The organism is Micromonospora sp. PTRAS2 (assembly GCF_054052245.1).
On record NZ_JBSWBU010000006.1, the window covers coordinates 52,068 to 73,658 of the forward strand.

General features: G+C 72.7%; 23 protein-coding genes. 10 read left to right on the forward strand and 13 right to left on the reverse strand.

All coding sequences use genetic code 11. The features are described 5' to 3' along the window. On the reverse strand, positions 1–312 hold the full coding sequence (fdxA, locus tag ACVMYR_RS20140; protein ID WP_077937509.1) for a ferredoxin: 312 nt from the start codon (positions 310–312) through the stop codon (positions 1–3). A 173-nt stretch (positions 313–485) separates the two neighbouring features. Here fdxA and ACVMYR_RS20145 point away from each other — a divergent pair, with 173 nt between their 5' ends. Together ACVMYR_RS20145 and ACVMYR_RS20150 are read left to right on the forward strand one after the other, a co-directional pair. Then, complete coding sequence (locus ACVMYR_RS20145) at positions 486–1,802, forward strand: hypothetical protein (protein WP_457122424.1); 1,317 nt, start codon at positions 486–488, stop codon at positions 1,800–1,802. A gap of 49 nt (positions 1,803–1,851) precedes the next feature. After that, positions 1,852–2,706: an IclR family transcriptional regulator gene (locus ACVMYR_RS20150; RefSeq protein WP_158229416.1), complete on the forward strand. Its 855-nt coding sequence runs from the start codon at positions 1,852–1,854 to the stop codon at positions 2,704–2,706. Here ACVMYR_RS20150 and ACVMYR_RS20155 read toward each other — a convergent pair. From ACVMYR_RS20155 to ACVMYR_RS20165, 3 genes are all read right to left on the reverse strand, one after another. Continuing rightward, complete coding sequence (locus ACVMYR_RS20155; RefSeq protein ID WP_077937506.1) at positions 2,699–3,466, reverse strand: IclR family transcriptional regulator; 768 nt, start codon at positions 3,464–3,466, stop codon at positions 2,699–2,701. The two genes, ACVMYR_RS20150 and ACVMYR_RS20155, sit on opposite strands and share 8 nt — an antisense overlap. 384 nt (positions 3,467–3,850) lie before the next feature. Continuing rightward, complete coding sequence (locus tag ACVMYR_RS20160; RefSeq protein WP_256092024.1) at positions 3,851–4,261, reverse strand: ester cyclase; 411 nt, start codon at positions 4,259–4,261, stop codon at positions 3,851–3,853. Then, positions 4,249–4,662 carry a VOC family protein gene (locus ACVMYR_RS20165; protein WP_228986516.1) on the reverse strand — a complete coding sequence of 138 codons (414 nt, stop codon included), beginning with the start codon at positions 4,660–4,662 and terminating at the stop codon, positions 4,249–4,251. The genes ACVMYR_RS20160 and ACVMYR_RS20165 overlap by 13 nt, the downstream gene beginning before the upstream one ends. A gap of 221 nt (positions 4,663–4,883) precedes the next feature. Here ACVMYR_RS20165 and ACVMYR_RS20170 point away from each other — a divergent pair, with 221 nt between their 5' ends. The 4 genes from ACVMYR_RS20170 (at position 4,884) to ACVMYR_RS20185 (ending at position 9,657) form a co-directional block, all read left to right on the forward strand. Further along, on the forward strand, positions 4,884–5,909 hold the full coding sequence (locus ACVMYR_RS20170; RefSeq protein ID WP_077937505.1) for an aldo/keto reductase: 1,026 nt from the start codon (positions 4,884–4,886) through the stop codon (positions 5,907–5,909). A 58-nt stretch (positions 5,910–5,967) separates the two neighbouring features. Continuing rightward, positions 5,968–6,558 carry a GNAT family N-acetyltransferase gene (locus ACVMYR_RS20175; RefSeq protein WP_396790125.1) on the forward strand — a complete coding sequence of 197 codons (591 nt, stop codon included), beginning with the start codon at positions 5,968–5,970 and terminating at the stop codon, positions 6,556–6,558. Positions 6,559–6,919: 361 nt separating this feature from the next. Next, complete coding sequence (locus tag ACVMYR_RS20180) at positions 6,920–8,572, forward strand: glycoside hydrolase family 27 protein (RefSeq protein WP_077937502.1); 1,653 nt, start codon at positions 6,920–6,922, stop codon at positions 8,570–8,572. Between the two features lie 104 nt (positions 8,573–8,676). Continuing rightward, a complete protein-coding gene (locus tag ACVMYR_RS20185; RefSeq protein ID WP_077937501.1) occupies positions 8,677–9,657 on the forward strand; it encodes a phosphotransferase in 981 nt (326 codons plus the stop codon). Positions 9,658–9,705: 48 nt separating this feature from the next. Here the strand turns inward: ACVMYR_RS20185 and ACVMYR_RS20190 are convergent, their stop codons facing one another. Both ACVMYR_RS20190 and ACVMYR_RS20195 read right to left on the reverse strand, forming a co-directional pair. Beyond that, a complete protein-coding gene (locus ACVMYR_RS20190) occupies positions 9,706–9,945 on the reverse strand; it encodes a hypothetical protein (RefSeq protein ID WP_077937500.1) in 240 nt (79 codons plus the stop codon). A gap of 2 nt (positions 9,946–9,947) precedes the next feature. Next, complete coding sequence (locus ACVMYR_RS20195; protein ID WP_158229415.1) at positions 9,948–10,340, reverse strand: hypothetical protein; 393 nt, start codon at positions 10,338–10,340, stop codon at positions 9,948–9,950. 55 nt (positions 10,341–10,395) lie between these two features. Here ACVMYR_RS20195 and ACVMYR_RS20200 point away from each other — a divergent pair, with 55 nt between their 5' ends. Beyond that, the gene (locus ACVMYR_RS20200; RefSeq protein ID WP_457122425.1) at positions 10,396–11,526 is read left to right on the forward strand and encodes a helix-turn-helix domain-containing protein; all 1,131 of its coding nucleotides are present in this window, start codon (positions 10,396–10,398) and stop codon (positions 11,524–11,526) included. Beyond that, positions 11,523–12,101, forward strand: coding sequence for an HD domain-containing protein (locus tag ACVMYR_RS20205; RefSeq protein WP_457122426.1), 579 nt, complete (start codon positions 11,523–11,525; stop codon positions 12,099–12,101). Before ACVMYR_RS20200 ends, ACVMYR_RS20205 begins: the two co-directional genes overlap by 4 nt. Before the next feature lie 50 nt (positions 12,102–12,151). On the opposite strand, the gene ACVMYR_RS20210 is transcribed toward ACVMYR_RS20205, so the two are convergent. Further along, positions 12,152–12,346, reverse strand: a complete 195-nt coding sequence (locus tag ACVMYR_RS20210) for a helix-hairpin-helix domain-containing protein (protein WP_077937498.1) — start codon at positions 12,344–12,346, stop codon at positions 12,152–12,154. A 317-nt stretch (positions 12,347–12,663) separates the two neighbouring features. Between ACVMYR_RS20210 and ACVMYR_RS20215 the strand changes: the two genes are divergently transcribed. Together ACVMYR_RS20215 and ACVMYR_RS20220 are read left to right on the forward strand one after the other, a co-directional pair. Beyond that, positions 12,664–13,731, forward strand: a complete 1,068-nt coding sequence (locus tag ACVMYR_RS20215; protein ID WP_457122427.1) for a sporulation protein — start codon at positions 12,664–12,666, stop codon at positions 13,729–13,731. Between the two features lie 106 nt (positions 13,732–13,837). After that, positions 13,838–14,062 carry a hypothetical protein gene (locus ACVMYR_RS20220; RefSeq protein WP_077937497.1) on the forward strand — a complete coding sequence of 75 codons (225 nt, stop codon included), beginning with the start codon at positions 13,838–13,840 and terminating at the stop codon, positions 14,060–14,062. 75 nt (positions 14,063–14,137) lie between these two features. On the opposite strand, the gene ACVMYR_RS20225 is transcribed toward ACVMYR_RS20220, so the two are convergent. The 6 genes from ACVMYR_RS20225 to ACVMYR_RS20250 are packed head-to-tail and all read right to left on the reverse strand — an operon-like array spanning position 14,138 to position 21,458. After that, on the reverse strand, positions 14,138–15,052 hold the full coding sequence (locus tag ACVMYR_RS20225; RefSeq protein WP_043963153.1) for an ABC transporter permease: 915 nt from the start codon (positions 15,050–15,052) through the stop codon (positions 14,138–14,140). Next, the gene (locus ACVMYR_RS20230) at positions 15,049–16,266 is read right to left on the reverse strand and encodes an ABC transporter permease (protein ID WP_457122428.1); all 1,218 of its coding nucleotides are present in this window, start codon (positions 16,264–16,266) and stop codon (positions 15,049–15,051) included. The genes ACVMYR_RS20225 and ACVMYR_RS20230 overlap by 4 nt, the downstream gene beginning before the upstream one ends. Beyond that, positions 16,266–17,855: an ABC transporter ATP-binding protein gene (locus ACVMYR_RS20235; RefSeq protein WP_176734274.1), complete on the reverse strand. Its 1,590-nt coding sequence runs from the start codon at positions 17,853–17,855 to the stop codon at positions 16,266–16,268. The genes ACVMYR_RS20230 and ACVMYR_RS20235 overlap by 1 nt, the downstream gene beginning before the upstream one ends. A gap of 36 nt (positions 17,856–17,891) precedes the next feature. Beyond that, entirely contained in the window at positions 17,892–18,971 is a 1,080-nt protein-coding gene (locus tag ACVMYR_RS20240; protein ID WP_396790145.1) for a BMP family ABC transporter substrate-binding protein, read from the reverse strand. 13 nt (positions 18,972–18,984) lie between these two features. Next, on the reverse strand, positions 18,985–20,445 hold the full coding sequence (locus ACVMYR_RS20245) for an amidohydrolase family protein (RefSeq protein WP_457122429.1): 1,461 nt from the start codon (positions 20,443–20,445) through the stop codon (positions 18,985–18,987). Further along, on the reverse strand, positions 20,442–21,458 hold the full coding sequence (locus ACVMYR_RS20250; protein WP_396790149.1) for an alcohol dehydrogenase catalytic domain-containing protein: 1,017 nt from the start codon (positions 21,456–21,458) through the stop codon (positions 20,442–20,444). The genes ACVMYR_RS20245 and ACVMYR_RS20250 overlap by 4 nt, the downstream gene beginning before the upstream one ends. Positions 21,459–21,591 lie beyond the last annotated feature (133 nt).

A 21,591-nucleotide genomic window follows, 5' to 3' on the forward strand; every position in this document is an offset into this window, starting at 1 on the left:
TCAGGTGGCGCTCCCCGCGACGGCCGGGTGGTCGCGGCCGACCCGACCGATCTTGCGGGCCCCGCCGGGGCTGCCGATCTCGCCGAAGAACTCGGCGTTGATCGGGCCGAAGTGGGCCCGGTCGGCCGGCAGGTCCTCCAGGTGGAAGATCGACGTGACGGGGCAGACCGGCTCGCAGCGCCCGCAGTCGACGCACTCGTCCGGGTTGATGTACATCATCCGGTCGCCCTCGTAGATGCAGTCCACGGGGCACTCCTCGACGCAGGACCGATCCTGCACGTCCACACACTCGTCGGTGACCACGTAGGTCATCGGTCCTCCAGCGGTTGGGTCGGCCGTCCGCATCCGCACCGCTGACCGTCGCGCTGACGTCGCCGGATGCGGGGCGATGTCGTTGATGTCAGGTCACGCTAGAGAAGCCATCCCGAGTATGTCAACATACGAGACGTCATCTTGAATGAAGTCACGGCGGCGGGAGCGCGGGGATGGACGACGAGGTGCCGGCGGCACTGCGACGGGCGGCCGAGGAGGCCATCGACGAGGCGGGCGTCCTCGACGCGCTGGCCGCGCTGGGGGCGGAGCACAGCCCGTACGGCCGGGAACGGGCCACGGCCCACCGGCTCGCCGACTGGGCCGCCGCGCGCTGGCCGGAGCTGTCCTGGCGGGTCGACCCCCTGGACCCGACGGCGGCGCTGCCCGACAGCGCCAACCTGGTCGGCTCCTCCGCCCTCGGCACCGCGCCGGAGCTGCTCCTCTACTCGCACCTGGACACGTCGCTGACCGGCGGGGCCGAGTTCGACGCGCCGATCACCGGCCTGGACGCCCCCGCGCCCGAGCTGATCAGGCCGGCCGGGACGGGCGCCGAGCGGGTGGTCAGCGGCTTCGGCCTCGGGGTGGCCCGCGCGGCGACCGCCGCCGCCCTGGTCGGCTTCGCCGCGGCGGCCGGCGCGTGCCGGGCCGCCGGCCGGCCGCACCGGCTGACCCTGCTGCTCGCCGCCGCCGGCACCCACCGCACCGACCCCGACGCCGGCCCCACCGCCGGCGGGGTGGTCCACCACCTGGACCGGCACCCGCTGCCGGCCGCCGCCGTGGTGGCCAAGAGCGGCCCGCCGGGCGTGCTCACCGCCGAGCCGGGGGCCATGTTCGTCCGGGTACGGCTGACCAGCCGGTTCCATCCGGCGTTGTTCCGCGACGCCGCCGTCCCGCCGGGGGGCCTGCTGGCGCACCTCGGCCGGGTGGTCGCGGCGCTGGAGGCGTTCCGCGCCGCGCACCTGGCCAGTCGCGCCGGGCGCGGCGGCCAGGTCGGGGCGGAGGTGGGCATCGGCGCGGTGCGGGCCGGCCAACCGGGCAAGCCCGACCTGCTGCCCGGGCGGCTCGACTTCCACCTCTACCTGGTGACGGTCCCCGGCGACGAGCCGGCGGAGATCGCCGACGCCTTGGCCGCGACGCTGGCCGAAAGGCTGCGCGGCACCCCGCTGGGCGACTGCGGGGTGAGCGTGACCGGCTGGCCCGTCCACCCGGCCGCCGCCACCGATCCCGACGCCCCGATCTGCCACTGGGCCGACGCCGCCTGGCGGGCCGCGCACGGCCACGCGCCCCAGCCGATCCGGGGCTGGACGGGGTCGACCGACGGGGTGGTGCTGCGCGGGCGGGGGGTGCCGACCGTCCGGCTGGGCCCGCCGTCGCTGCCGGCGGACCCGAGCGACCCTCGGCGGGACCGCTACGCGGTGGCCGAGCTGACGCGTTTCGCCCGGATTTATGCCGACATCGCGCTACGAAGCCGGCAGATATCGACAGCCTGATGTGCCATATGCCATGATACTGTCTCACTTCACGCAACGAGGGATCCAGATGGCGGACGACAGCCCCTCGCCGGGGAAGAACGCGGACCAGAGCGCCCCGGCGATCCAGACCGTGCAGCGCGCGGCGGTCATCCTCAACGCGTTCACCGCAGCGCGCCCACGACTCAGCCTCAACGAACTGACCGCCAGCCTCGGCACCAGCAAGGCGACGGCCCACCGCTACACCAAGGCGCTGCGCGAGAGCAACCTGCTGCGCTACGACGAGCGGGAGGGACTCTACTCGCTCGGCCCGCAGATCCTGACCCTCTCCGCCGCCGCGCGTGCCGCGATGCCGGTGATCAGCATCGCCGGCCCGCACATGCAGCAGCTCGTCCGCGAGATCGACGAGACCGTGGTGCTCAGCGTCTGGGACGGCGACACGGCAGTGGTCGTCCGCGCCGACGACAACACCGACCGGGTCATCCGCGTCAGCGTCCGCACCGGCTCCCGGCTCTCGCGCACCGAGTCCGCCCAGGGCCGGGTCTTCTGCGCCTTCCTGCCCGAGGACGACGTGGTCGGGCTGGCCGACGAGCTGGCCGCCTCGGCCGAGCTGCGCCGGGAGGTCGACAAGATCCGCCGCACCGGCATCTCGGCGAACACGCCGTCGGCCAACGGCGTGCGCAGCATCGCCGCGCCCATCTTCCGCGGCAGCACGCTGATCGCCGCGATGGCCATCGTCGGCACCACCACCTCCGTGCCGGAGGGCACCGACACCCCGCTCGCCATCGCCCTGCAGCGCGTCGCCGCCCTGGTCACCGCCGAGCTGGGCAGCACCGGCACCGGCCACCACCCCGCGCCGGAGAACGGCAACGGCCACCGTTCCCGTCCCCCGGCGGCACGCGGGAGCGCCGGCCGGGTCAGCTGACGGCCGCGCCGAGCCCCTCGGACAACTCGCGCGCGATGCGCAGCAGGGTGTCCGCCGCCGCGGCCTCCGCCGCACCGGAGAGCACCGCGTCCGTGCCGAGCACGCCCAACGCGGCCACCACCTGGGTACGCTCGAACACCGGGGCGGCCAGCACCCGCACCCCGAAGTCCTCCGGCGAGTTGACGGCGAACCCGTCGCGGCGCACCTGCTCGACCACCGCCCGCAGCCCGGCCGACAGGCGCAGCTGGCGGGCCACCACGGGGGCCTCGGCGGGCGGCAGGTACGCGCAGAACACCCGGCCCTGCGCCGAGCGCACCAGGTCCAGCGGCGATCCCGTACGCACGCTCAGCCGCACGTCGCCGCTGACGTTGTCCATGCAGCGGACCACGATCGGGCTCTCGCCGTTCCACACGCTGAGCACCGAGGTCTGGTTGGTGAGCCGGGTCAGCCGGTCCAGGTAGGGCTCGGCGGCGGTGACGATGGGCAGCGCCGCGCGGGCGGCGGCCTCCATCGCCAGCACCTGCGGGCCCAGCGTGTACGTGGCGGTGGCCGTGTCGAAGCGCAGCAGGTTGGCCGCGCGCAGCGCGCGGGCGTACCGGTGGGCGGTGGCCCGGCTGATCGCGAGGTCGGCGGTCAGCTCGGCCAGCGTGAGCCGGGGCCGCTCGGCGGAGAACGCCTTCAGGATGGTGGCGGCCCGCTGCACGGTCTGGATCGCCGGCGCGTCGCCGTGATGTTCCTCCACCCCGACCCCGACCGCCATCGCGTCACCTCGCGCATCCCCGTCGTCTCCGCAGGATGCGCACTCTACCCAGCGCGACGGGAAGTGCGCGAACGTGGCGGAGGGGCGGCGTGGCCGCCGCCCCTCCGCCACACCCTCCGACTACGGTGCGTGATATAGGGGTGCCAGGCCGCCGGGGCCCGGCCGGCGCTGACGCTGCGTCACGCCCCGCGAGACCGGACCACGCACCCCGCACCCTTTGCTCTGCACCCACCGAGGCAACACGGCCGTCACGCTGCAATTCTGCGGAGTGCCACCAACAGCCACCGGCGGCGGTCAACTACTCTCAGCGACCGCTGCGTCCGTGGGTGCAGAGCAAAGGGGGTCAGCCGGCGACATCGGCCCAGGCGCGGCGACCACGCCCAGTCACTGCTCGACGGCGAGCTGCCGGTGCACCTCGCCGCTGTCCCAGTAGTCGACCCGGTGCGCGACCAGGCCGTCGGCGTCGACCCGGAACCGGAACATCCCGCGCACGCGCACCGGGGCCCGGCCCGCGGAGACCAGCCGGAACGACATCCGGTACGCCAGCGCGGCCCGGTCCCCCTCGACGATCAGCTCCTCCACCTCGTAGCGGAGGTCGGCGAACTCGGCCAGGAAGCCGTCGAGCCGCTCCCGGTAGCCGGCCCGGCCGACCACCCCGCGACCGAGCCCGGCGGTGTGCTCGTTGACGAAGCCGACGCTGACGCAGGCGGCGACGGCGTCGGCGTCGTGGGCGTTCAACGCGGCCAGGTAGCGCAGCACCGCGGCCCGGGTCCCCGCCGCGGTCAGTTCCCCCACAGCCGCCGTACGGTGTCGAACACCTGCTGGTCGTGGGAGATCTCGATGACGTTGCCGTCGGGGTCCTTCAGCGCGCAGATGTAGCCGACCGGCGGCGGCATCTGGCGGGGCTCCCAGTGCAGGCAGCCCAGCTCGCGGGCCCGCGCGGCGATCTCGTCGACGTCCGAGCGCTGCGGCACCTCGATACCGATGTGCGCGAACGGGTGGAGCAGGCCGAGCTGGCCGCCCTTGTCCTTGTTGAACGAGACGAGCACCAGCACGAACGGCGTCTCGACCTGCTTGTCGTTGGAGAGCCACACGCTCTCCCCGTCGGCGTCGGCGAACCGCTCCACCACCACCAGCGGGGTGAGCGTGGTGTAGAACGCGATCGCCTTGTCGAGGTCGCCGGTGGGCAGTGCCACGTGCGTCCATCGGGCTTGGGTCAGGCCGGTCCCCATGAGTACCTCCACCGTGCCGGAATGTCCATAACAACGCTGTCACCAGCCTATTCGTCCCCCGGTCCCGGCGGCGATGTGCCGGGGACACAAACCCGTCCGGGCCGATTCGACCCGGCGGGACAGTGCCGGGGGTCGGGTCGGCGTGCCAGCGTGGTCACACACACCAGCAGGAGGACGATCAGATCATGCGCTACCGCAGGCTCGGCGGCACGGGCGTCGAGGTCAGCACGCTCTGCCTCGGCACGATGATGTTCGGCGCGTGGGGCAACACCGACGAGAAGGAGTGCCACCGGATCGTCGCCGAGGCGCTCGACGCCGGGGTCAACCTGGTCGACACCGCCGACGTGTACGCGCACGGCGAGACCGAGGAGATCGTCGGCCGGGCGCTGCGCGGGCGGCGCGACGACGTGGTGCTGGCCACCAAGTTCCACGAGCCGATGGGCACCGACCGCAACCGGCGGGGCAACTCCCGGCGATGGATCACGCAGGCGGTCGAGGACAGCCTGCGCCGGCTGGGCACCGACTGGATCGACGTCTACCAGGTGCACCGCCCCGACCCGCGCACCGACGTCGACGAGACCCTCGGCGCCCTGTCCGACCTGGTCCGGCAGGGCAAGGTACGCCTCATCGGCACCTCCGCGTTCCCCGCCGAGCAGATCGTCGAGGCACAGTGGGTCGCGCAGCAGCGCCAGCGGGAACGCTTCACCACCGAGCAGCTGGCGTACTCGATCCTGGCCCGGGGCGCCGAGGCCGGCGTGCTGCCGACCTGCGAGCGGCACCGGCTCGGGGTGATGGTCTTCAGCCCGCTCAACGGCGGCTGGCTGACGGGCAAGTACCGCGCGGGCAGCGTGCCGGCGGACTCCCGCGCCGGGCGCAACGGCGACCACTTCGACTTCCGCGACGCCGCCGCCCGCGACCGCAAGCTCGACCTGGTCGGCGAGCTGGACGCGCTGGCCCGGGAGAGCGGCCTGACGCTGATCGAGCTGGCACTGGGCTTCGTGCTCAGCCACCCGGCCGTGACCAGCGCCGTCATCGGCCCCCGCACCCTGGAGCAGCTGCGTAGCCAGCTCGGCGCGGGCCAGCTCGACGGGCTGCCGGCCGACGTGCTGGACCGCATCGACGCGCTGGTGCCGCCGGGCCACAACGTCAACCCGGCCGACGCCGGGTACCAGCCGCCGGCGCTGACCGACCCGGCCCTGCGGCGGCGCTGACGCCACAGGCGGCCGTCGCCCCGGCCGCGAGGGCGGCATCGCTGGATAGGGTGCCCCCGTGGCCCTCTCGACACCGCCGGCCATCCCCGCCGGGACGCTTGCCGCCCGCCCGCAGCCGGTGCTTCCCGCTGCGGGCGGGCTGTTCCTGCGCCCGTGGGCGCCCTGCGACGCGGCGGTCTTCTTCGCCGCCTACGCGGACCCGGAGATTCGGCACTGGCACACTCGTCAGCCTGCCTCCCAGGAGCAGGTCCACGAATGGTTCGATCAGTATCGTCAGGCGTGGGCGCGGGAAACCGGTGCCAGTTGGGCAGTGACCCGCAGCGACGGCGAGGTGCTGGGACGTATCGCCATGGGTGGCCTGAACCTCGATGACGGTGTCGCGGGGTGCGCCTACTGGGTGCTTCCCGCCGCCAGGGGAGCGGGGGTGGCCTCGCGCGCACTGACCGGCCTGAGCGCCTGGGCACTGGGCGAGGCCGGTTTCCACCGTCTGCACCTGGACCACTCGACCCGCAACATCGCCTCCTGCCGGGTCGCCGCCAAGGCCGGCTTCCTGCTTGAGGGCACCAAGCGCAGCGACGCCGTCCACTCCGACGGCCGGCACGACATGCACCTCCACGCCCGCATCCGAGGTGACGAGCAACTCGCCTGACGCACTCCACCAGGCGGCTCGCGGCGGGAACACCGGACGTAACCCCATTGGCGACCGACGATCACCGTCGGCTCCTTTGCTTGCCCGTGTGAGCGGTCACATGTTAACTTTCCCGAGGAGCTACCGGGCCGCTCCAAGCAGCTTATCGGGATCCCCGCCGGTCTCGGAGCGATGCGTATTACCGCGTCGAGCCGTGGCCATTCGGGAATTCCGCGCAGCGCTGAGGACAGGTCGCATTCCCGCCCCGTAATCGCAGGTGACCGCCACCAAGATGTCACCAGTGCACCACTCATGCCTGCCGAATGGCATATCAATTGGCAGGCGGCACGACGACGTCCACCGTCCCGAAGATGGAGAGTCAATGCGCGCACGTACGAGATGGTTCGCCGCCCTTGGCGTCGCACTCCTGGGAGCAGTCGGATTGACCGTGGTCGACACGGTTGCCGCGCCGCAACCAGCTCAGGCGTTGGACAACGGGGTGGGCCGCACCCCGCCGATGGGCTGGAACAGCTGGAACACGTTCGGCTGCAACATCAGCGAGGCGCTGATCCGGCAGATGGCCGACGCCATGGTCAACTCCGGCATGCGGGACGCCGGCTACCAGTACGTCGTCGTCGACGACTGCTGGATGAACCCCAACCGCGACTCGGCCGGCAACCTGCAGGGCGATCCGACCCGTTTCCCCAGCGGCATGAAGGCCCTGGGTGACTACATCCACAGCAAGGGCCTCAAGTTCGGCATCTACCAGGCACCGCTGGACAAGACCTGCGCCCAGTACTTCAACTCCTACCCCGGGGCCACCGGTGCCATGGGCCACGAGGCCCAGGACGCCCGCCAGTTCGCCGCCTGGGGCGTCGACTATCTCAAGTACGACTGGTGCTCGCCCACCGGCACCATCAACGAGCAGGTCAACCGGTTCGCCATCATGCGCGACGCGCTCGCCGCCACCGGTCGCCCCATTCTCTACAGCATCAACTCCAACAGCATCCACGAGAAGACCGGCCCCATGCGCAACTGGGGCGACGTCGCCAACATCTGGCGCACCACCGAGGACATCACCAACGCCTGGAACACCGGCCAGACCAACGGCTACCCGATGGGCATCCAGAACATCATCAACGTGACCGTGCCGCTGGCCGGTTACGCGCGTCCGGGTGCGTTCAACGACCCCGACATGATGGAGGTCGGCCGGGGCGGCATGAACGACACCGAGATGCGTAGCCACTTCGCGATGTGGGCGATCATGGCCTCGCCGCTGATCGCCGGCAACGACATCCGCAACATGGACAGCGCCACGCAGACCATCCTCAAGAACGCCAACCTCATCGCGATCAACCAGGACACCCTCGGCCTCCAGGGCACGCAGGTCTCCAACGACGGCACCCGCCGGGTGCTCGCCAAGCGGCTCGCCAACGGCGACGTGGCCGTCGCCCTGTTCAACCAGGGCAGCTCCACTACCACCGTCTCCACCACCGCCGCCGCGATCGGCAAGTCCGGCTCCTCGTTCACCCTGCGCGACGCCTGGACGAACGGCACGTCCACCACCACCGGCACCATCTCCGCCAGCGTGCCGGCCCACGGCACGGTCGTCTACCGGGTCAGCGGCGGCGGCACCACCACCCCGCCGCCCACCACCACGTTCCGGCTGCGCAGCGAGTCCAGCGGCCGGTGCCTGGACGTCGACAACGGCAACACGGCCAACGGCACGGGGGCGCTGATCTGGGACTGCCACAGCAACGCCAACCAGCAGTTCACCCAGTCCGGCCAGGCCCTCCAGGTCCTGGGCAAGTGCCTGGAGCTGCCCACGAACGCCGCGGCCGGCACGCGGGCCCAGATCTGGGACTGCAACGGCGGCACCAACCAGCAGTGGACCTTCAACGGCAACGGCACCATCAGCAACGTACGGTTCCCGTCGCTCTGCCTGGACGTCAACAACGCCGGCACGACCAACGGCACCACCGTGCTCGCCTGGACCTGCCACACCGCCGCGAACCAGCGGTGGAGCCGGGCCTGACCTGACCCCACGCGCCACCGGGCGCCCCGGACGCCACCGTCGGCAGACGGCCCGGCATCCGGGGCGCCCGCCTTCCCGTACGAAAATCCGCCACACTGTGCCGCATGAGCGGATCGCAGGTGCCGGTGCTGGAGATGCTGTGGGAGGCGCACGATCCGCACCGCGCGCTCGACGCAAGGTTCGGCTTCGGCGACGCGCGGGCGGCGGGCCGTTGGGTCGCCGACGTCCTGAACGAACACTGGGGCGTACGCGTCGACTCCTGCGAGCGGATCGTGATGAGCGGCGGCAACGCGCTGGCGTGGGTCGACACGCCGTCCGGTCGGCGGCTCGCGAAGCGGTCGGTGCTGCCCGATCGTTTCCCGCGCCTGGCCGAGGTGGCCCGACTCACGAGCTGGCTCGACGGCCAGGGCCTGCCGGTCTCGGCGCCGGTTCCCACCCGGGACGGCCGGCTCCAGGTCGAGGCCGACGGTGTCTCGCTGGGCCTGCAACGGGTGATCGAGGGCGATCTTCTCGACACCACCGACCCCGGTCAGGTGCGGGCAGCCGGCGCCGTCCTGGCCCGGCTGCACGATGTGCTCGCCGCATACCCGCACGCCGAACGATTCGCCACGCTCGCCGTGGCGTCCCCACCGTTGACACAGCAGATCACCGAATGGCTCGACAGCCGCGCCGCACCGCTGCCCGCGGTGGCCCGTGACGTGCTGCGCGGACTGGTCGCCGGCGCGCCACCCGACCGGCTGCCGCGGCAGCTCGTCCACGTCGACTTCCGCTCCGCCAACGTCCTGTGTGCCGGCGGCGAGATCACCGCGGTCCTCGACTTCGAGGAAGCCCGGCACGACCACCGGCTCGTCGACCTGGCCCGCGCGACGGTCCTGCTCGGCACCCGCTACCACGACTGGGGGCCGGTGCCACCTGAGGCCCAGGCCCAGTTTCTCGCCGGCTACCAGGCCGTGCGCCCGCTGACTTCGGCGGAGGCGGGCTGGTGGGACATCCTGCTGCTCTGGCAGGCCCTCGCGATGGTGCCGCCCGGGGAGGACCCGACCGGGTGGGGACCGTCCGCGCTGAGTCGACTGCCGCGACCCTGAGCACGATCCACTCTCGGCGAGCCGGGCCGGATCGGGTGTGGTGCACGATCAGTCGGCCGGCGGGGTGCCGTCCCGGTCGGATTCGGCGGGTTGGGTTGCCGTGTTCCACAGGAGCACTTCCGTGGCGGTGCGCAGGACGTCGCGGGCGGCGGTGGCGACCGGGCAGTCCGCTGTTCGGCAGGTCGGGCAGTGGCCGTCGGGGTCGGGTTGGTGGTCGCGTAGGACCCAGCGGGCGGTGAGGATGAGCCGGTTGCGGATCTGGGCCAGGGACAAAAACGGCGCGGTCATCCTCAGCCCACCCCGATGGTGGCGGCGAGGTGGACGATGATCATCGGGGCGGCCGGGTCGCGGGCGACCTGGGCGAGGACGTCGCGGCCGGCGGGTCGGTGGCGGATCTCGGCCGGCGCGATCCGGTCGGCCTCCATCAGGACCCGGCCGGCGTTGACCGGGTCGCCGGTCTGGAGGTACGCGCGGGCGGTGTCGAGCAGGTGCGCGGCGCGGTGTTCGGCGGGCAGCCACCGCCAGCCGTCCCGCGCGGTCGCCTTCTCGTGCCGGGCCACCGCGTTCCCGCTGTCGCCCCACTCCATCGCCGCGGCGGCACGGGCCAACTCCACCGCCGTCGGCCCGAACCCGGTGCGGTGGTGGTACTCACCCCCAGTACGAATGAGCTGGTCAGGAGTCACCCACGTCGCTGTCTGCGACGGGAAACGTCGACTGTCGGTCACCGTAGGGATGGCGATGGCACCGTTCGAACGATCCACCCCGGCTCGCGGCGACGTGACCGGCTACCTGCTGAAGCTGATCCGGGAATCCATCCCCCTGACCCAGGAACAGCTCAGTGTGAAACTCTGCGTCGACCGTGCGACCGTCCAGAGTTGGGAGTCAGGGCGGCGACCGTTCCACGCCGTCCCGTTCGGCCAGGCCGTCAGGATCCGGCATCAGCTCGGCAGCCTCGGGGCACATCCGGTACTCCTCGACGCCGTCACGGACGCCGTCGAGGCCGACACCGTCCTCGCCGCCCTGCTCGGCCCGAAGATCGAGCGGGCAGACCTCACCGCGCAACCCCTTGGCTGCATGGTGCTCACCCACCGGCTGACCGACCTGATCCTCTGGGCGGTCCTCGGCCAGACACCCACCTTCATCAGAAGCCTGCCGATCTCCCACCGTCGACGCGGCCCCGTCGCCACCGGCCCCACCCTGCCGCCAGCGGAACAGCGAGCCTTCTTCGCGGGCCTGCATGTCCTGGCCGAACGCTCCACAGCCCAGCACCACCCCGATTTGCTGCTGCACCGGCAGGCGTGCTTCCTCGCCGGCATGGACCCCACAGGCACCTCCACTGATTGGCTCGCCCAGAGCAACGCTCGGAAGGCGCCAGGGAAGACCGCCTTCCATACCTGGTCACCGCTGTGGCCCGATGCCCGCTCCGTCGTCACATCCCTGGCCAACCAAGGAGACCCCGAGCCGCTCCGGGACTTCATCGCCCGCGCGCACCCCGATGATGCCTGCCAGCGTGCGGCCCTCAACTACTCGGCGTACTGGGTCGGCGAGATCCCTTACCGCCGACCCGACGACACCTTCATGCCTGCCACCATCGACGATTGGCGCGGCAACCGACTCCTGCGGCACCTGGTCGAGCGCCTCAACGTCGAGCACCCGTTCATCGACCTCAACACCCACAACCTGTGGGCCCTGCTCACCGCCCGACGCGGGCTCGTCCACGATCACCCCGCCATCGGGCGAGCCCTCGCCCACCGTGCCGTCGCCGTTCTCGACAGCGACCGGATCTCGGCGCAGTCCCGCCAGGAACTAACCTCTATCGTCTACAGCCTGCGGACAGAAGGCATCACCGGCACGGGGACGGGCAGATGAGCGAGGACCAGCACGCCGCCGCGATGAGGTTCGTCTTCGAGGCCGGCGTCCTCAAACGCGCCGCCCGAACCGGCTGGTGGTTCGCCGGGGTCAAGCACCCCGAGACCATCGCCGAACACTCCCACCGCACCGCCCTCATCGGCATGATCCTCGCCGCCATGGAAGGCGCCGACCCCGCCCGCGTCACCATGCTCTGCGTCCTGCACGACACCCAGGAAACCCGCACCACCGACCTGCCCCACATCGCCAAGCGCTACCTCACCGCCGCCCCCAACACCACCATCACCGCAGACCAGGTCGCCGGCTGCCCACCCGCCGTCACCGACACCATCACCGCCGCCGTCACCGAATACGAAGCCGGCGAAACCCTCGACGCCATCGTCGCCCGCGACGCCGACAAACTCGAGTGCCTCGTCCAAGCCGTCGAATACCGCCACCAGGGCATCGACAACGTCCAACGCTGGATCGACAGCAGCCGCGCCGCACTCCGGACCAACTCCGCACATCGCCTCGCCGACGCCGCACTGACCGGACAGCCGCTGGCCTGGCTCACGCCCCCCGCACGGCCGGAGTAGCGGCTCCCTCGTCGGTGGGTTCCTTTCCCTGTGCCGCCGCTGCGGGTGCCCTACCCCAGGCTCAGGTTGTGCTCCTCAAGGGAGTGCTGGATGATCCCGAGGGCCTTCGGCCCCATGCCGTGCAGCCTGGCCAGCTCGGCGCGGGGCACCCCGGCCAGCTCGCGCAGGGTCGTGTAGCCGGCGTTGTTCAGGGCCCGCGTCGCGGGTGCTCCGATCCTGGGGAGCGCGTCGAGGGCAGAAGTCACGTCGTCGACCCTACGGGCAGGTCAGCGCGATCTCCGGGCTGGGCTCAGGATTCCACTCCGGCGAGTCGGGCGGCTCGGTGCCAGAACCGGTCGATGTTGGCTTCGTCTTCACCCTCCCCCGCAACCTCATCGAAGAGTAGCCATACCGGCGCACTCAGCTACCTCTCAGGTTGAGTTGGTACTTTCCCGGCGCAGCGGCTTCCACCATGGACGCCGCTGAATCCGTTGTGGCACAAGGGTTTCCGGTGAAAGTTCCGCCGAATCCCGCGTGGCGCGCGTGGTGGCTGTCAAGGGAGACGCACGGAGTGTTCAAGAAGATGTTAGGCGCGTTCGGGGTGGGTGGCCCGAGCGTCGACACGGTCCTGCCCAACCCGAACACCCGCCCGGGGTTGCTGCTCGGAGGGCAGGTGAACCTGACCGGCGGCAGCCACGACGTGGAAATCGACCACATCACCGTCGGCCTGGTCACCCGGGTGGAGGTCGACGGCGCGGAGGAGGGGTACGACGCGCTCGTCGAGTTCCACCGCGTCCAGGTCGCCGGCGGCCTGCACCTGCGGGAGGGGCAGCACCTCTCCCTGCCGTTCCAGGTGGCGATGCCGTGGGAGACCCCGGTGACCGACCTGTACGGGCAGCACCTGCACGGCATGACGATGGGCCTGCGCACCGAGGTGGCCATCCGCGGCGCGGTCGACAAGGGTGACCTCGACCCGGTGTACGTGCACCCGCTGCCGGCGCAGGAGCGCATCCTGGAGGCGTTCGGCCGGCTCGGCTTCCAGTTCAAGGCCGCCGACCTCGAACGCGGCCACATCTCCGGGCTGCACCAGACGCTGCCGTTCTACCAGGAGATCGAATACTTCGCGGCCCCGCAGTACGCCCACGCCGTCAACGAGGTCGAGCTGACCTTCGTCGCCAACGAGCACGGCGTCGACGTCGTGCTGGAGTTCGACAAGCGCGGCGGCCTGTTCGGCGGCGGCCATGACTCGTACGGCCGCCATCACGTCGCCCACGGCGGCGCCGAGCACGGCGACTGGGCCGCGCAGGTCGACGGCTGGATCCGCCAGGTCCTCGACGGCCACCAGAGCCCGCACGCCGGCCTCGGCTACGCCCCGCCCGTCCAGGGCTACGGCGCTCCCGGCTACCCGCCGCCGCCCCCGCCGCCCGGCTACGGCCAGCCCGCATACGGCCAGCCCGCATACGGCGCGCCCGGCTACGGGCACCCCGGGGGCCACTACAAGGAGGAGCACCACGAGCGGCACGACGGGCCCGGCATGGGCGGGGTCGCCGCCGGGGTGGTCGGCGGCGCGGCGCTCGGCTTCGCCGGCGGCATGATCGCCGACGAGGTCTTCGGCGACGACGACGAGGACGACGGCGGCGACGAGGAGTGAGCCTCCGGCGGGTCCACTGTGGATCCGCACGCCGTTTCATGATCTAATTTGTCAGGTTTGTCCGCATCTGGCCGGGCCGTCCGGCCGGAGTTTCGAAGGAGTGTGCATGCCCGTCACCGCCGACCTCACCAAGCTGGTCGACAAGGCCTACCAGGACAAGACCCTCACCGAGATCGTCGACGCCCCGGTGTCCGCCCTCGCCGGGGTCAGCGACGGCGACGCGAAGCTGCTCAAGGACGCCTTCAACATCACCACCGTCGGCGACCTCGGCCGCAACCCCTACTTCCGCACCGCCAACGCCCTGGTCGCGCTGACCGGCACCACGAAGTAGCGCTACGACGGGTGCCCGGCGGCCGAGAGCAGTTCTCGGCGCACCGGGCACCCGTCCGTTTCGCTGCCGCCCGCGTCAGGTGGTGCCGCGCTGGAACGGCTGGGCCAGCGCCCGGGGTTCGCGGTGCGCGGTGGCGAACACCAGCATCGCGAGCAGGGCCAGCAGGTACGGCGCGGCGATCAGCAGCTGCGAGTTCATGGTGACCCCGAGCGCCGGCAGCGCCAGCCGCATCGCGTCGGCGAGGCCGAAGACGACGCAGCCGACCAGCGTGCGGCCGAGCCGCCAGGCGCCGAAGATCACGGCCGCGATCACCAGGTAGCCGCGCCCGGCCGTCATGTTCTGGTTGAACGAGCCGACCTCGCCGACGGCCAGGTACGCGCCGCCGAGCCCGGCGAGCAGACCGCACCACAGCAGCGCCTGCCGGCGGCGGAGGTTGACGTGGATCCCGCTCACGTCGGCGGCCTGCGGGTTCTCCCCGACGGCCCGTAGCTCCAGCCCCCACCGGCTGCGCTGCACCAGCCACCAGGTCAACGGGATGACCGCCAGCAGCAGATACACCGGCCAGCGCTGCACGAACAGCATCGGGCCGACGATCGGGATGTCCCGCAGCACCGGCACGCTCACCTGCCACACCTGGTGCCCGGTGAAGGTGCTCACCGTGATCAGGTAGCTGGTCAGGCCCAGCACGAGGGCGTTGAGGACCAGGCCGACCACGAACGTGTTGATCTGCACCCGGTGCGACAGGTTGCCGTGCACGAACGCCACCGCCACGCCGACGAGCGCGCCCGCGGCCAGGCCGATGGTGGCGCTCCCGGTGGCGCTGGCCACGGCGATCGACCCGAACGCGGCGCCGAGCATCATCGCCTCGACGGAGATGTTGAGGGTGCCGGCGCGCTGGGCCACGTACTCGCCGCAGGCGGCGAAGGCCAGGGGGACGGTGAGCCGGGCCCCGCTGGAGAGGATGGTGGCGATGTTGTCGGCGGCGCTCATGCCAGACTGCCTTCCATAGCGTCCTGCTTGCTCACGGCCGGGTCGGTGGCGGGCGTGGTGGTCGCCGGCTCGCCGGCGCGGCGGCGTTTGCGCAGCATGTCGATCACCACCGGCGGCGCGACGAACGCCAGCACCAGCAGCGCCTTGACCACGTCGACGAGGAACGGCGGCACCCCGGTGGCGGCCAGGAAGCTGCCCCCGGCCCGGAGCACGCCGAACAGCACCGCGACCGGGATGGCCAGCAGCGGGTTGTTCCGGGCGACGAGGGCGACCAGCAGGCCGTCCCAGCCGATGTTGAGGGACATGCCGGGCTGCAACCGGTTGGTGCCGACGGGGCTGGCCAGCAGCAGCGCCCCGGCCAGGCCGGCGAGGCCGCCGGAGATGGCCAGCGCCATCCCGCCGAGGGCGCCGACGCGCACGCCGGCATGCCGGGCCGCCGCCGGGCTGAGGCCGGTCATCGTGAGCCGGAACCCCCATCGGGTACGCGCCAGCGCAAGGCTGAACACGACCGCGACGACGATGGCCAGGACGAGGCCGCCGTTGATCTGGAGGTTCGGGTACTCGCCGAGGGAGCTGATCCGCGCGCCCTCGGGCAGCGGGTTGGACTGCGGGGACAGGGTGCCCCGGCCCAGGCGGGACTCCTGCAGCAGCCACGGGGTGTTCACCGCGAACGAGACGAGCTGCTGGGCCAGGAACGTCATCAGCATCGTGCTGACCACGACGTTGACGCCGCGGAAGCGGTACATCAGGGCGCTGAGCCCGGCCCACGCGCCCGCGCCGACTGCCGCGGCGGCCAGCACGCTGACGACGAGCAGCGGTCCGGGCAGCGCCAGGCGCAGGCCGGCCCAGGCGCCGAAGAGCGCCCCGATCAGCACCTGCCCCTCCTGGCCGATGTTGAAGAAGCCGGAGCGGGCGCTGACGCAGGCCCCGACGGCGACCAGTAGCAGCGGCGCGACGTACAGCAGGGAGGTGGTCCAGGCGGCGGGGCTGGCCATGCTGCCCTGGTACATGGCCTTGGCCGAGGCGGTCGGCGAGCCGCCGGTGACCGAGATCAGCAGGGCGGACAGGGCGAGGGCGACGGCGACGGTCGCCGCCGTGGCGGCGGCCACCTGCCAGCCGCCGACGCCCGGGTTGAGCCGGCGCAGCAGCCGGCGGCCGGTGGCGTCGGGGCCGCTCGGGCCGGTGGGCGGCGCGGCGACGGTGGTGGCGGCCATCAGTGCGCCACCCCGCCGACCAGCATGCCGAGGCGTTCCGCGGTGGCCTCGGCGGTGGGGAGGACCCCGACGATCCGGCCGGAGGAGATCACCGCGATCCGGTCGGCCAGGGCCATCACCTCCTCCAGCTCGGTGGAGATCAGCAACACGGCCACTCCTTCCGCGGCGGCCTGCCGCAGCCGCACGTACATGTCTTCGATCGCGCCGACGTCCAGCCCGTGGGTGGGTTGGGCGGCGACCAGCGCCTTGGGTCCGGCGGACAGCTCCCGGGCCAGCACCACCCGCTGCTGGTTGCCGCCGGAGAGGCTGCGCAGCGGGGTGTCCGGCGAGGGGGCCACGATGTTGAACTCGGCCATCTGCCGGCGGGCGATCCGGTGCATCCGCCGCCGGCTGAGCACCCCGCGCGTGCAGACCCCGGCGAGGGACTTCATGACGAGGTTCTCCGCCACGCTCATGTCGAGCACCACCCCGGAGTGGTGCCGGTCCTCGGGGACGATGCCGAGGCCGGCCTCGTGCAGCGTGCCCGGCCGGGTCAGCTCGACGGGGCGGCCGCCGACCTCGACGGCGCCTTCGTCGGGGACCAGCAGCCCGGACAGCAGCTCGCCGAGGGTGGCCTGGCCGTTGCCCTCGACCCCGTACAGGCCGACGATCTCGCCGGGGGCGACGTCGAGGTGCAGGTCGTCGAGGACGGGCAGGCCGCCGACGCGCAGGGTCACCCCGCGCAGCCGCAGCGCGGCCGGCGTGGTGGGGTCCGCCGCCGGGGCCGCCCCGGCGGGGTCGGTGGACGGCGGCGCGCCGGCCGGGCTCTGGGGCTCGACGGGCAGCAGGCCCAGGGCCGCGCCCTCGGCGCGCAGCGAGACGTCGCGGCCGACCATCTGCCGGGCCAGCTCCTGGGCGGTGGTGTCCGCCGTCGTGCCGTGGAACGCCACCGCGCCGCGCCGCAGCACGGTCACCCGGTCGGTGGCGGCCATGATCTCGGCGAGCTTGTGGCTGATCAGGATGACGGCGCGGTTCTCGGCCTGCACGACCCGGCGCAGCACCGTGAACAGCTCGGCCGACTCGGCCTGGGTGAGCACGGAGGTCGGCTCGTCGAGGATCAGCACGGACGGGTCGCGCCGCAGGCACTTGATCAGCTCGACGCGCTGCCGTTCCCCGGCGGAGAGCCGGTCGACCCGGGCGAGCGGGTCGATGGGCAGCCCGTAGCGCTGGGCGACCTGCTCGACCTGGGCGCAGGCCGCCGCCCGGTCGACCCGCCCGGTGTCGCCGAGGATGACGTTCTCCCAGACGGTGAGCGGCTCGATCAGGCTGAAGTGCTGGTGGACCATGCCCAGCCCGAGGTCGGCGGCGACCTGCGGGCTGTCGATCTCGATCGGTTCGGTGCCGCGCAGGATGGTGCCGGTGTCCCGGTGCACCAGCCCGAGCAGGATCTTCATCAGGGTCGACTTCCCGGCCCCGTTCTCGCCGAGGAGGCCGTGGATCTCGCCGGGCCGTACGGCGAGATCCACGGCGTCGCAGGCGACAACCGGACCGTAACGCTTGCTGACCCCGCGCAGGGTGAGAGCCGGCGTCAGCTGGTCGTCAACGTTCACAGTCCGTCCACCTCGTTGGTCGTCGAGCGGCAGGGGTCAGGAGCCGAGCTTGGCGACTTCCGCCTTGGTGTCGATCTTGTCGGCACCCACGTCGGCGATGAAGGCGTCCATCTTCTGGGTCTGCTCGGCGGTGGGGGAGCAGATCTTGACCGTCGGGTACGCGTCCTTGCCGAGGTGCCACACCTTGGTGGTGCCGAGCTGCATCTCGCCCTTGGCGAACAGCTCCAGGGCGGCGGCGAAGTACGCGCCCGGGTCGAAGATGACCGAGATGTCGAAGCGCGGGTCGGTCGAGTCGCAGCGGTCGGTGCCGGGGGTCAGGGTGATCGCCCCACCGCCGGCGGCGAGCTTGGCGGCGGCGTCGGTGGCCCCGCCCAGGTACGGGTAGATGACCTTCACGCCCTGGCTGAGCTGCGCCTGGACGGCCTCCCGGGCCTTGGCCGAGTCGTTGAAGTCACCGGTGTAGGTGGTGACCAGCTCGGCCTTCGGCACGACCATGCGGATGCCGGCCTTGAACGCCTTGGCGGCGTTGACGGAGAAGTCGGCCTCCATGCCGGTGACGAAGCCGGCCTTGGTGGCGTTCTTCTGCTGCATAAGCAGGCCGGTGGCGTAGCCGGCGGCCAGCATGCTCTGGTTGGGGTCGTCGCTGGAGATGACGGTGCGCGCGGTCTGCGGAACGTTCTCCGACGACGGCACGTACCAGGCGGTCTTCGCGCAGACCGGCTCCTCGGAGGCGGGGATGGCGTCCTTGAGCTCGGAGGCGCCGAGGGCGACCATGTCCACGCCCTGCTGACACATCGCCCGCGCGGCGGCGAGCGCCTCGGTGGCCGGGACGCTGCCGCGCTTGATGACCTGCCAGCCCTTGCTGGTGGCGAACTTCTCGGCGCCGACGACGAAGCTCTCGTAGTAGCCCTTGTCGTTGATGTCGCCGGGGCTGAGCACCCCGATGACGACCTTGCCGTCGCCGTTGACGTCGGGCTGGCCGGCCTGGGTGGTCCCGCCGCTGGCGGTTCCGGCCGCCGAGGGCGCGGACGCGTCGTTGCTCGCGCAGCCGAACAGGGCGAAGGCGAGGGCGCCGGCGAGCACCGCCGCCGGGCCCTTCGCGGTACGAAGTGTCATGGTGCGTTTCCTTTCACAGTGGGGGCGCTGCGGCGGCCGGCTCGGCCGGGCGCGCGCAGTGTTCGGTCGCGGGCACGGTCGGCCAGCGATGGGGGATGTCGATGCCGGCCCGGTGCAGCAGGGCGGCCCGGCGTGCGGTGGCCTCCTCGCGCAGGGCGTCGACGTCGACGGTGGTGACCCGCCGGTCGCGGACCACCAGCCGACCGTCGACCAGGACGTCGCGGACGGTGTGCCCGGCCGCGCCCCAGACGAGCTGGGTGGCCAGGTCGCCGCGCGGGGCCCAGGAGATGGTCCGGGTGTCCAGCACGACCAGGTCGGCGGCCTTGCCGACCTCGATCGAGCCGGTCGTGCGCCCCAGCCCGACGGCGTCCGCGCCGTCGATGGTGGCCAGGGCGAACACCTCGTCGGCGCGCAGCGGGTCGGGCGTGCCCCGGTCCCGCTCCAGGCCGGCGAAGAGCCGGGCGGCGCGCCACACGTCGGGGGTGTCCCCGGCGTTGTGCGAGTCGCAGCCCAGCGCGAGCCGGCCGCCGGCGCGGCGCAGCTCGGTGTGCCGGCCGGCACGGCTGACGCCCTGCCCGAGGCGCAGGTACGCGCCGGGGCAGGCGGCGACGGCGGTGCCGGAGTCGACGAGCGCGGCCAGCTCGGCGTCGTCGAGCCAGACGGCGTGGCCGAGCAGCAGCCGGGGGCCGAGCACGCCGAGGTCGCGCAGGTGCAGCACGGGCCGCGCGCGGCCGGCGGCGGCGTACGCGGTGACGTCGTCCGGGCCCGGCGAGATGTGCCAGGTCATCGGCACGTCGAGCCGCTCGGCCAGCTCGGCGGCGCCGGTGAACAGCTCGTCGCTGACCAGGTCGTGCCCGAGCAGCGTGATCCAGCCGGTGACGAGGTCGTCGCCGGCGAGCGCGGCGACGGTGTCGGCCTGGGCGGCGAGGGCCTCGGCGGCGGGCAGCGCGTAGGGCGCGCCGGGGGTGTCCCAGCCCCAGCCGCCGACGCGGGCGCGGATGCCGGCGGCGCGCAGCCCCCGGGCGACCCGCAGCGGGTGGGCCACGGTGCCGGGCTCCAGCAGCGTGGTGACGCCGTAGCTGAGCGCCTCGACGGCGGTGAGGGTGGCCGACAGCTCGTCGTCGTCGCCGGTGACGGCGGCGTGCAGCGGCACGATCCAGTCGTAGATGGCCTGCTGGGCGGGGACGTCGTCGGGGATGCTGCTGCGCACGAGCGGGTCGGCGGTGGTGTGCTGGTGGGCGTTGACCAGGCCGGGCACGACCACGCAGCCGGCGGCGTCGAGTTCCGGGCTGCCCGGGTACGCGGCGCGCAGCGCGTCGGCGGGGCCGAGCGCGGCGATCCGGCCGGCGGTGACCGCGATCGCGCCGCCGGTGACGACCTCGCGGCCGGGGGCCATGGTGACGATCTCGGCGTCGACGATCAGCAGGTCGGCGGGGCCGGCGGCGGCCGGGGTCGGCGGCGGGGTCCCGGTCATGGCCGCACCAGGATCTTGCCGACGAGGTCGCGGGACTCCTGCCGGGCGTACGCCTCGGGCAGGTCGGCCAGCGGGTATTCGGTGGCCCGCACCACGCGCAGCCCGCCCGCGTAGAACGCGTCGAGCATGGCGGCGAAGTCGGCGGGGGCGTACGCGCCCGCGCCGAGCAGGCGCAGCCCCCGGTGGTAGACGTCGGCCAGGGAGAAGGTCACCTGGTCGCCGCTGGTGTTGCCGAGCAGCGCCAGCCGGCCGCCGGTGCGGAGGCTGGCCAGGGAGACCGGCCAGGTGGCGGTGCCGACGTGGTCGACGACGAGGTCGACGCCGTGGCCGCCGGTGCGCTCGCGCACCTCGGCGACGGTCCGCTCGTCGAGGTCGAGCGCGTCGGCGCCGAGGTCGGCGGCGAGGGCCCGCTTGGCCTCGGTGCGGGCCACGGCGATCACCCGTGCCCCGGCGCGGCGGGCGAGCTGGATGGCGGCGATGCTGACGGCGCTCGCGCCGGCCTGCACCAGCACCCACTCCCCCGCGCGGACGGCCCCGACGCGGTGCACGGCGTGCCAGGCGAGGCTCCAGGCGGTGGGCAGGGCTGCGGCGTCGGCGAGGTCGACGTGCGCGGGCACGGGGTGCACGACGGCGGCGGGGACGGCGACGTACTCGGCGAAGCCGCCGGGGCGGTTGCCGCCGACGACCGCGAGCCGGGGACAGTAGCCGGGCTGGCCGGCGGCGCAGGAGGGGCACGCGCCGCAGCCGACGGTCGGGTCGACCAGCACCCGGTCGCCGGGGCGTACCGTAGTGACGTCGGAACCGACGGCGACGACCTGGCCGGCGACGTCCATCCCGGCGACGTGGGGCAGGCGGAAGCCGGGCAGCCGGCCGGGGCCCTTGCGCTGCAGCAGGTCGAGGTGGTTGAGCGCGGCGGCGTGCACCTGGATGACGGCCTCGGTCGGGCCGGGCTCGGGGTCGGGCAGGTGGCGCAGTCGCACCACCTCCGGGCCACCGAACCCCGTCTGGACCATCGCTCGCACAGGACCCCTCCGGCGCTCTGCCAATCAATATGGCGTCTTGCATTGTGATTCGCGTTGCTTAGCGACGTACTCTGCCTGCGGTCCGTCGGCATGTCAACGGCTTGACCGAAACAGGAACGCCAGC

Excerpts from the sequence above, each read along its gene's own strand:
- fdxA (WP_077937509.1), bottom strand. The coding sequence starts at position 312 with ATGACCTACGTGGTCACCGACGAGTGTGTGGACGTGCAGGATCGGTCC.
- ACVMYR_RS20145 (WP_457122424.1), top strand. The coding sequence starts at position 486 with ATGGACGACGAGGTGCCGGCGGCACTGCGACGGGCGGCCGAGGAGGCC.
- ACVMYR_RS20150 (WP_158229416.1), top strand. The coding sequence starts at position 1,852 with ATGGCGGACGACAGCCCCTCGCCGGGGAAGAACGCGGACCAGAGCGCC.
- ACVMYR_RS20155 (WP_077937506.1), bottom strand. The coding sequence starts at position 3,466 with ATGGCGGTCGGGGTCGGGGTGGAGGAACATCACGGCGACGCGCCGGCG.
- ACVMYR_RS20170 (WP_077937505.1), top strand. The coding sequence starts at position 4,884 with ATGCGCTACCGCAGGCTCGGCGGCACGGGCGTCGAGGTCAGCACGCTC.
- ACVMYR_RS20180 (WP_077937502.1), top strand. The coding sequence starts at position 6,920 with ATGCGCGCACGTACGAGATGGTTCGCCGCCCTTGGCGTCGCACTCCTG.
- ACVMYR_RS20185 (WP_077937501.1), top strand. The coding sequence starts at position 8,677 with ATGAGCGGATCGCAGGTGCCGGTGCTGGAGATGCTGTGGGAGGCGCAC.
- ACVMYR_RS20190 (WP_077937500.1), bottom strand. The coding sequence starts at position 9,945 with ATGACCGCGCCGTTTTTGTCCCTGGCCCAGATCCGCAACCGGCTCATC.
- ACVMYR_RS20200 (WP_457122425.1), top strand. The coding sequence starts at position 10,396 with ATGGCACCGTTCGAACGATCCACCCCGGCTCGCGGCGACGTGACCGGC.
- ACVMYR_RS20205 (WP_457122426.1), top strand. The coding sequence starts at position 11,523 with ATGAGCGAGGACCAGCACGCCGCCGCGATGAGGTTCGTCTTCGAGGCC.
- ACVMYR_RS20215 (WP_457122427.1), top strand. The coding sequence starts at position 12,664 with ATGTTAGGCGCGTTCGGGGTGGGTGGCCCGAGCGTCGACACGGTCCTG.
- ACVMYR_RS20220 (WP_077937497.1), top strand. The coding sequence starts at position 13,838 with ATGCCCGTCACCGCCGACCTCACCAAGCTGGTCGACAAGGCCTACCAG.
- ACVMYR_RS20225 (WP_043963153.1), bottom strand. The coding sequence starts at position 15,052 with ATGAGCGCCGCCGACAACATCGCCACCATCCTCTCCAGCGGGGCCCGG.
- ACVMYR_RS20230 (WP_457122428.1), bottom strand. The coding sequence starts at position 16,266 with ATGGCCGCCACCACCGTCGCCGCGCCGCCCACCGGCCCGAGCGGCCCC.
- ACVMYR_RS20240 (WP_396790145.1), bottom strand. The coding sequence starts at position 18,971 with ATGACACTTCGTACCGCGAAGGGCCCGGCGGCGGTGCTCGCCGGCGCC.
- ACVMYR_RS20245 (WP_457122429.1), bottom strand. The coding sequence starts at position 20,445 with ATGACCGGGACCCCGCCGCCGACCCCGGCCGCCGCCGGCCCCGCCGAC.
- ACVMYR_RS20250 (WP_396790149.1), bottom strand. The coding sequence starts at position 21,458 with ATGGTCCAGACGGGGTTCGGTGGCCCGGAGGTGGTGCGACTGCGCCAC.